5 protein-coding genes and 1 pseudogene are annotated in these 9,302 nt (G+C 64.6%); 2 read left to right on the forward strand and 4 right to left on the reverse strand.

Going from position 1 to position 9,302, the window contains the following annotated elements; genetic code table 11:
- Positions 1-73: 73 nt before the first annotated feature.
- Genes galU through smc form a run of 4 tightly spaced genes read right to left on the reverse strand, consistent with a single transcriptional unit; the run spans position 74 to position 7,689 of the window.
- Entirely contained in the window at positions 74-946 is an 873-nt protein-coding gene (galU, locus tag VJ673_RS03970) for a UTP--glucose-1-phosphate uridylyltransferase GalU (RefSeq protein ID WP_324124736.1), read from the reverse strand.
- Between the two features lie 31 nt (positions 947-977).
- Entirely contained in the window at positions 978-3,053 is a 2,076-nt protein-coding gene (gene ligA / locus VJ673_RS03975) for an NAD-dependent DNA ligase LigA (RefSeq protein WP_324124737.1), read from the reverse strand.
- The gene (locus tag VJ673_RS03980) at positions 3,053-4,147 is read right to left on the reverse strand and encodes a cell division protein ZipA (protein WP_324124738.1); all 1,095 of its coding nucleotides are present in this window, start codon (positions 4,145-4,147) and stop codon (positions 3,053-3,055) included. Before VJ673_RS03980 ends, ligA begins: the two co-directional genes overlap by 1 nt.
- 14 nt (positions 4,148-4,161) lie before the next feature.
- Positions 4,162-7,689 (reverse strand): chromosome segregation protein SMC, encoded by a 3,528-nt coding sequence (smc, locus tag VJ673_RS03985; RefSeq protein WP_324124740.1) that lies wholly within the window; start codon positions 7,687-7,689, stop codon positions 4,162-4,164.
- 129 nt (positions 7,690-7,818) lie between these two features.
- On the opposite strand from smc, the gene dapC reads away from it, so the two are divergent.
- Both dapC and VJ673_RS03995 read left to right on the forward strand, forming a co-directional pair.
- Positions 7,819-9,012: a succinyldiaminopimelate transaminase gene (dapC, locus tag VJ673_RS03990; RefSeq protein WP_324124739.1), complete on the forward strand. Its 1,194-nt coding sequence runs from the start codon at positions 7,819-7,821 to the stop codon at positions 9,010-9,012.
- A gap of 18 nt (positions 9,013-9,030) precedes the next feature.
- Positions 9,031-9,302: pseudogene (locus tag VJ673_RS03995) on the forward strand (2,3,4,5-tetrahydropyridine-2,6-dicarboxylate N-succinyltransferase); the annotation flags it as partial.

Raw genomic sequence — 9,302 nt, forward strand, 5'->3', positions numbered from 1 at the left:
AAAAAGGCGCTGCCGCGGCAGCGCCTTTTTGTTGTTCGGCCACCGGAAACGGCGGCCGTATGGACTGCTATCCTCAGCCGCGAGTGGCCAGATAAGCCGCGAACTCTTCGCTCACTTCCGGGTGACGCAGCGCGAGTTCCACCGTCGCCTTCAGGTAGCCCAGCTTCGAACCGCAGTCGTAGCGCACACCCTTGAACTGGTATGCGAGCACCGCCTCTTCCTTCATTAGCGAGGCGATCGCATCGGTGAGCTGCAGCTCGCCGCCCGCGCCCGGCTTGATCGAGCGCAGGTGATCGAAGATGTGCGGCGTCAGGATGTAACGGCCAACAACGGCCTGGGTCGTCGGCGCATCCTCAGGCTTCGGCTTCTCGATGATGCCAGTCACGCGCTGCACGTCGCCTGTCTGGGTTTCGGTGCTCACGATGCCGTACTGACGGGTATCCTCGCGGGGCACGTTCATCGTGCCAAGCACGGAACAACGGTTGTAATTATAGACGCCCACCATCTGTTCCATTACCGCCGGCGCGCCGTGGTTGTCGAGCAGGTCGTCCGCGAGGATCACGGCAAAGGCTTCGTCTCCGACCACGGGCGCCGCGCACAGCACTGCATGCCCCAGGCCGAGCGCCTCGGACTGGCGGATGTAGACGCAGTTCACGCCCTTCGGCACCGTCTTCTTGACGATCTCCAGCAGTTCCTTCTTGCCGCGCGCCACCAGTTCGGTTTCCAGCTCATAGGCCTTGTCGAAGTGGTCCTCGATCGAGCGCTTGGTCCGGCCGGTGATGAAGATCAGGTCGGTGATCCCGGCTTCGACGGCTTCTTCCACCGCGTACTGGATCAGCGGCTTGTCCACGATCGGCAGCATTTCCTTCGGGCTCGCCTTCGTCGCCGGCAGGAAGCGCGTTCCCATTCCTGCTACAGGGAATACGGCCTTCGTGACTCTCTTCATTTCTTGATTCTCCCGTTCCTCGAATAACGATTCAGGCCGGCCTCTGGTCTGTTCCATTGTCCGTGCCATCATTTCCTTCTGCCTCAATCAGGCGCACCAGTCCCGGCTCATCCAGGATCGCCACACCCAGTTCCTGCGCCTTGGTCAGTTTCGACCCGGCTTCCGCACCTGCCACTACATAATCCGTCTTCTTCGACACCGAGCCGCTCACCTTGCCACCTCGCGCCTCGATCAGCGCTTTGGCGTCCTCGCGGCTCATCGTCGGCAGCGTTCCCGTCAGCACGAACACCTTGCCGGCGAACGCTCCCGTCACGCGCGCCGCCGGGGCGCCCTCTTCCCACGTCACGCCTGCCGCACGCAACTGCTCGATCACTTCGCGGTTGTGCGCTTCGGCGAAGAACGCCGCGATGCTCTCCGCGACGATCGGCCCTACATCCGGCACTTCCAGCAGCTGCTCGACGCTTGCATCCATCACGCGGTCGAGCGCCCCGAAATGCCGCGCCAAATCCTTCGCCGTCGCCTCGCCGACATTGCGGATGCCGAGTGCGAAGATGAAGCGCGCCAGCGTCGTATGCCGACTCTTCTCGATCGCCGCAAGCAAGTTCGCCGCCGACTTCTCGGCCATCCGCTGCAGGTTCGCCAGCGCCAGCACGCCCAGCTTGTAGAGGTCCGCCGGCGTCTTGACGATGCCCGCCTCAACCAGCTGATCGACGAGCTTGTCACCCAGCCCCTCGATGTCCATCGCACGCCGTCCCGCGAAGTGCAGCAGGGCCTGCTTGCGCTGCGCCGGGCAGAAAAGCCCGCCGGTGCAACGCGCCACCGCCTCGTCCTCCGCCTTGTCGACATGGGATCCGCACACGGGGCAGCTCGTCGGCATCACGAAGGCCCGCTCCGTTCCCGTCCGCCGCTCTACAACTGCCGCGACGACCTGGGGTATAACGTCGCCAGCCCGCCGCACGATGACATGGTCACCGATGAGGATCCCCTTGCGCTGGATTTCCTCCTCGTTGTGCAGCGTCGCATTGGTCACCGTGACGCCGCCCACGAAGACTGGCTTCAAGCGGGCAACCGGTGTGATCGCGCCGGTCCGGCCGACCTGCACTTCGATGCCGAGCAGTTCGGTGATTTCTTCCTGCGCCGGATACTTATGCGCCACGGCCCATCGCGGCTCGCGCGTCACGAAACCAAGCTCGCGCTGCAGCTCGAAGCGATTGACCTTGTAGACGACGCCGTCGATGTCATAGGGCAGGCTGTCGCGCAGCGCGGCGATACGGTCGTGAAAAGCCTCGAGTGCTTCGACGCCCTGGGCGACAACACGGTGCTCGCATACCGGAAAACCGAACGCGGCGAGGGCATCGAGCAGGCTCGAGTGCGTCGCGGGCATCTTCCAGTCGCCGACCTCGCCGAGTCCGTACGCGAAGAAGGACAAGGGCCGTTTGGCCGCGATTCGCGGGTCGAGCTGCCGCACGGCCCCCGCCGCCGCATTGCGCGGATTGACGAACACCTTTTCGCCCGCAGAGAGTTGACGCGCGTTCAGCTTGTCGAACTCATCGCGCCGCATGTAGATCTCGCCACGCACCTCGATCACGGCCGGGGCATCGCCTTTGAGGCGCAGCGGAATCTGCCGGATCGTACGCACGTTGTGCGTCACGTCCTCGCCCGTCTCGCCGTCGCCCCGGGTCGCAGCGCTGATCAGTACTCCGTCCTCGTAGCGCAGGCTGATCGCCAACCCGTCGAACTTCAGCTCGCCGGCATACTCCACGACAGGGTCGGCGTCGCCCATCCCAAGTGCATTACGCACGCGCGTGTCGAAAGCCACGATACCGCCGCTGGTCGTATCGGTCTCGGTGCGGATCGACAGCATCGGCACCTTGTGACGGACCGGCCTGAGCTCGGGCATCGGCGCTCCGCCCACGCGCTGCGTCGGCGAATCAGGCGTAGCAAGCTCGGCGTACTTCGCTTCGAGCGCCTCCAGTTCGCGGAACAGCCGGTCATACTCGGCGTCCGGAACAGTCGGTGCATCGAGAACGTAATAGGCGTGGTTGTGCGCATCGAGCTCGCATCGCAACTGGGCGGCGCGCTCGAACGCTTCAGATGAAGCAAGCATCAGTCGGAAAACAGCCGCATCGCCAATTGCCCGCCGGCTGCCATGCTACCGCTCGCCATCTGAGCCTGGAAATGCTGGATCTGGTTGCGGATCATGTTCGCCGCCTCGGGTCCGAGCGGCGAGCGATTGTCATCGACGACAATGCCCTGCAGCGCCTCGGCCATCTGCGCCGCCTGCCGCATCATGCGCTCGAAGGCGAAGACGCCGTTCGGAACGCGCGGCACGTCGATCAGCAGGGTCATGCCGTGCGTCGCGATGTTCCGCATCGTGTCGGCGGCAAAGATGTTCTGCTCCATGTTGCTGAGCGTAAACACCGTGTTACCGTCCTCGTCGCAGGCATGGAAAGCGCCGTCGTTGCCCATGACGAGCCCGTTCGATTCGGCCAGCGCCCGGATCTTCGTCCCCGGAAAAGGCTGTCCGCTGCTCACGATGTTGATGCCGATCTGTACATCGACGCCGGCGCAAAAGCGGTCGAGCTCGGCCGCATTGCGCAGCGTTTCGCCGCTCGACGGGACTTCCGCCGGCACGGCGAAGAACGTCTCGGCAACGCGCTGCACACCGCCCGAGAAATGCATCAGATCCGTTTCGCTGATCGGCCCGCGCCGATCGACCATCTGCATCGCCGCGCAGAACCAGTGGTAGGCACCGGCACTGTGCGCATTGAGTTCGCGCCACACATTCTGCGCATCGTCGAACCCGTACCAGCGCACGGGCTTCGAGATCCCCATGAGTTGCTCGCCCTGCGCCGCCCACAACCGCGGTGTCTCCAGCGGTTCGATCGATTCGATGCGGATGATGCAATCGACGCGCGAATCAACCTGCTCGGGCGGCCGTGGAGTGGCCTTTCGCAAGCCGGGATCGCGCGCCGCCGCGTGCCCGTGTCGTTCGCCTCGCCCCGCCACGGACGGCTCGAGACGCTCATCGACGGACGCGCCGCCATCGTTCGGCTCAAGCAGCACGTCACGATGTTCCGACTTGAATGCGAGCTCAGCCTCCCGCCGATGCTTGCGTTCCTGCCATTTGTTGTAGCCCACGATACTGACGACCGCTGCCACCCCCAGGGCGGCCAGTCCAATCTGCAATTCGCTATCCATCTCGATTCCCGTTGTCAGGCGGCTGCCGGCTCGGCCAGTCGCAGCGCCTCTTCGATATCCACTTCTACCACGCGGGAGACACCTTGCTCCTGCATCGTCACACCAACCAGCTGCTGCGCAATCCCCATCGTGATCTTGCTGTGGCTGATGAAGATGAATTGCGTCTGCGATGACATACGCTTCACCATCTGACCATACCGTTCCGTATTCGTATCGTCCAGTGGAGCATCCACCTCGTCAAGCATGCAGAATGGCGCGGGATTGAGCTGGAACATCGAAAACACCAGCGCAATCGCCGTCAATGCCTTCTCGCCGCCCGAAAGCAGGTGGATCGACGTGTTCTTCTTGCCGGGCGGCTGAGCGACGATCTGGATGCCCGCATCCAGAATCTCGTCGCCCGTGAGCACCAGCCGGGCCTGACCGCCCCCGAATAGCTGCGGAAACAGCGTCCCAAAATGCTGCGAGACGGTATTGTAGGTCTCTTGAAGCTGTTCACGTGTTTCACGGTCTATCTTGCGGATCGCATCCTCGAGCGTTTCGATCGCCTCCATGAGGTCGTCGTACTGGACGTCGAGATAGCCCTTGCGCTCCTGCGCACTACGCAGCTCATCCAGCGCCGCGAGGTTGACCTGGCCAAGATCAGCGATTTCGCGGGCCAGGCGCGCGACTTCACGTACCAGCGAAGTCTCGCGCAGGTCCGCGGTCAGCAGCGGTTCCAGCGCCGCTTCGTCCGCCTTGGCCTCCGTGAGCCGCTCCTGGAGCTGCGCTCCGGCGAACTCGGCCGCCTGCACGGCGAGGCGCAGCTCCGCGACCCGCGTGCGTGCCGGCGCCGCATCCTGTTCGGTGCGCAGCCGCATCTCCTCGGTCTGGCGCAAGGAGGCGGCAGCCGCTTCGAGGGCATCACGGCGAGCCGCCAGGGCCGCCTCGCGCCTTTCCCTCAGCGCGAGCGCTTCCTGCAGCGCATCGTTGCTGCGGCCGCTGTCGGTCGCCTCCAGTTCATGCCGGCGCGCGAGCAGTTCGGCTGTGATCCGTTCGAGCTGCTCTCCAGCCAATTGCAGGTTGCGGGCGACGTCATCCAGCTTCCCACCGCATTCGCGCTCCGAAAAGCGTGCCTCCTGCAATTCGCGCGCGGTCGCCTGCTCGAGCGCCCGTACTTCACGCAGCACGTTGTCGCGTTCGGCCAGCACCTCCATAGCGCCGTCGAGGCGCTCCCGCTGAAGGTCGGCCAGTTCAGCTGCGCGGGCCAGTTCCATCTCGGCACGGGCCAAATGCTCGCGCTCGGTACCTTCCAGATGGACCAGATCCTCAAGATCGCCCGCGAGTTGATCACGACGCTCTTCGGCACGCTGACGGGCCTGCGTCAACTTGAGAAGCTCGACCTGTTCCCGATGGACCTCCTGCTGCGCGTTCTGCAGCTCGCGCCGCAGCGCGTTACTCCGTTCCAGAAGCTCCGCCGCCACCGATTCGGCGGCCAGCATTGCGTCGTGCGCAAAGCCGGCCTCCTCCTCCAGCGCGTCAAAGCTCTCGACCAGCATATCGATCTCGCGCTGACGTTCCATCACACCGTGCGTGCGACTGTCCGGTGCGTAGTGCACGAGCGCATGCCGCGTGAGGATTTGCCCCGAGGGCGCGACGAGCGCGATGCCCGCTGGAATCTCATCCCTGCGATCGATCCACGCCGCCAGGGAGTCGACGGCCATGCAGCCGCCGAGCCAGTCGGCGATGATGCCTGCGAAGCGCGAATCGCCGATCTCGACTTTGTCGAGTAGCGCGCATGCCCCATCCAGCTCTCGCGGCGTGGCAGAGGTCGACGATCCGTCGGCGAAAGCGACCGCCAACGAGCCCGGCGGAGGCTCGTCGAACATCGCACGCGCGGCGTCCGCCACCTCGCCGGTGAGCGCCGCCAACCGCTCCCGCAGCACCGCCTCGACGGCCGTTTCCCAGCCCGGCTCGACTCGCAGCTCACGCCACAAGGGCGACAACTCGGCCAGCTCGTGGCGTTTCAGCCAGTCGCCGAGCTGCCCCTGCGACTGCACACGGTCCTGAAGCTGCACGAGGGCGTCGCGGCGTGCCCGCAGTTCGGTCAGGCGCCGCTGCATCTGCCGCTCGTGCTCGAGCGCGGCCTTCAATGCGGCCTGCGCCTCCGGCTGGCGCTGCTGGATTTCGGCGAGCTCGCGCTGCTGCGCCTCGTGCTGATCCTGCAGCATCTCGAGCCGGGCCTCCTTCTGCGCGACAGCGGCCTCGTCCGGCCCTTCGATGCTCCCGGTTTCGGCGCTCAGACGGTCGCGCCTCTGACTCAAGGCATCCAGTGCCCGCACCGCGCTCGCCCGATTTGCCTCCTCAACGCGAAGCTGCTGCTCGGTCTGGGAAAGTTCGCGACGCGCCGTGGCTACCGTGGCGTCTGCCGTCTGGCGGGCGGACTCCGCCTCCGGCAAGCGATCCGCGATCTCCGCATGTCGCGCCTCGGCCTGCTCTACCCGCATCGCAGCATTGTCCTTGAGCCCGCTCCAGCGATCCCGCTCGCCCAGTGCAGCCTCGCGATGCGCCTGCCAATGCCCTTCGTCGGTAACAAGCTGCGCGATACGTGCTTCGAGACGCTTGCGGGCATCGTCCAGATGCCGCAATTCGGCCTCCAGGCGCGTCACTTCGGCGGAAACGGCAAACAAATCCGTCTGCGCGACGTGCACGGCTTCTGACGCGTCGAAATGCGCCGTCCGCGCCGTCTCGACCGCCGTCTCGAGTTCCTGCAGCCGCGCACTGTCCGACTCCATCTTTGCGGACAACGTGTTCAATTCGCCTTCGAGCCGGGTCTGTTCCGCGCGCGCCTCCTTGCGCTTGAGCATCCACAGCAGTTGCTGGCGCTGGACGTGTGCCGTGTTCAGATCGCGGTAACGCGCCGCGATCTCGGCCTGCACCTCTAGATGCCCGATCCGCTCTCCGAGTTCGATACGGATGTCATCGAGACGCGCGAGGTTATCCCGCGCATCGGCGAGCCGCCCTTCCGTCTCACGACGACGCTCGCGGTACTTCGTGACACCCGCCGCTTCCTCGAGAAAGCCGCGGATTTCCTCTGGCCTCGCCTCGATGATGCGCGAGATCATGCCCTGCTCGATGATTGCGTAGGCGCGCGGCCCAAGCCCGGTGCCAAGAAAGAGGTCGATCACGTCCTTGCGGCGGACCTGGACGTTATTCAGGAAATACGTCGACTCGCCGCTGCGGTCGAGTACCCGCTTGACCGAAATTTCCGCGTAGCGCGACCATTGCCCGGCGGCCTTCCCTTCGGCATTGTCGAAGACCAGTTCCACGCTCGCGCGCGAGACGGGCTTTCGGGTCGTCGAACCGTTGAAGATGACATCCTGCATCGATTCGCCGCGCAAGGCGCTCGCCCGGCTCTCGCCAAGCACCCAGCGAACCGCATCGATGATATTGGATTTGCCGCAGCCGTTCGGTCCAACCACACCGACGAGATTGCCGGGAGTCAGCACCGTGGTGGGATCGACGAAGGTCTTGAAACCGGCGAGTTTTAGCTTGGAAAGACGCACGTCTGAGCGAAGGACCGGACCGGTGAAATGCGAACGAAGCACGACCGCCGCCCCTGCGCGGCCAGCCAAAGCTCAACATGATACCATCGCCGGCTTAATGCCTTTACCTTGCTGCAGAGCCGATAGAACGTGAATCCCAACCTCGCCCGCCTCCAGCCCTACCCCTTCGAGAAACTGCGCGCGCTGTTCGCGGGCATCACGCCGCCCGCCGAACTGAAACCGATCCGCCTATCGATCGGCGAGCCGCAGCACGCGACGCCCAGCTTCATCACGCAGGCACTGATCGACAACCTGGGCGGGCTCGCCAATTACCCGACGACCCAAGGCAGCGAGGCGCTGCGGACCTCGATCGCGCGCTGGCTCGAACGCCGCTACAAACTGCCCGCAGTCGACGCAGCGACCCAGGTCCTGCCGGTCAACGGCTCGCGCGAAGCCCTCTTCGCCTTCACGCAATGCGTCGTCGACGGCACCCGTCCCGGCGCGAAGGTGCTGAGCCCGAACCCCTTCTATCAGATCTACGAAGGTGCGGCCCTGCTCGCCGGCGCCGAACCGGTGTTCATTAACAATCTTGCGGAAAACCGCTTCGGCTCTGACTTTGACGCCGTTCCCGAAAGCGTGTGGCGTGACGTCCAGCTGATCTTCGTCTGCTCCCCCGGCAATCCGACCGGGCACGTCATCGGCCAGGCGGAATGGGAGAAGCTCTTCGCGCTGTCCGACCGCTACGGCTTCGTGATTGCCGCCGACGAATGCTACTCGGAGATCTATTTCGACGAAGACGCTCCGCCGATCGGCGCGCTCGAAGCCGCCTTCAAGTGCGGACGGACCGATTTCCGCAACATCGTCGTCTTCTCGAGCCTGTCGAAGCGCTCGAACGTGCCCGGCATGCGCACTGGCTTCGTCGCCGGCGATGCGGCGGCGCTGAAATCCTTCCTGCTCTACCGCACCTACCACGGCTGCGCGATGAGCCCGTCGGTGCAAGCCGCTTCCACCGCGGCGTGGAACGACGAAGCACATGTCGTCGAAAACCGCCGCCTGTATCGCGAGAAATTCGACCGCGTGACCCCGATCATCGCGCATCACCTCAAGGTCGGACGCCCCGATGCGAGCTTCTACCTGTGGGCGCAGACCCCGATCTCAGACACCGAGTTCGCCCGCCGCCTGCAGGCTGAATATAATGTCACGGTCCTGCCCGGCAGTTTCCTTGCCCGGGAGGCCAACGGCGTCAATCCGGGCGCCGGTTTCGTGCGAATTGCCCTCGTGGCCGAGACGTCCGAATGCCTGGAGGCTGCCGAACGAATCGCAGCCTTCTGCCAAACTCTCTGAAAAAATCGGAAATTCCCCATGCAAGAACTGCAAAAGATCATAGACGACGCCTTCGAAAACCGCGCCAGCCTGTCGCCCTTGTCGGCGCCGGCCGTCATCCGCGATGCGGTGGCCGAAGTCATCAACGGACTGGATTCCGGCCGCCTGCGCGTCGCCGAGAAGATCGACGGCAATTGGACCGTCAATCAGTGGATCAAGAAGGCCGTGCTGATCTCCTTCCGCCTGCGCGACAACGAAGTGCAGTCGGCTGGTGCGCTGAATTTCTACGACAAGGTCCCGACCAAGTTCGG

This window comes from Aromatoleum sp., from assembly GCF_035254505.1.
In the GTDB taxonomy this organism is placed as follows: domain Bacteria; phylum Pseudomonadota; class Gammaproteobacteria; order Burkholderiales; family Rhodocyclaceae; genus Aromatoleum.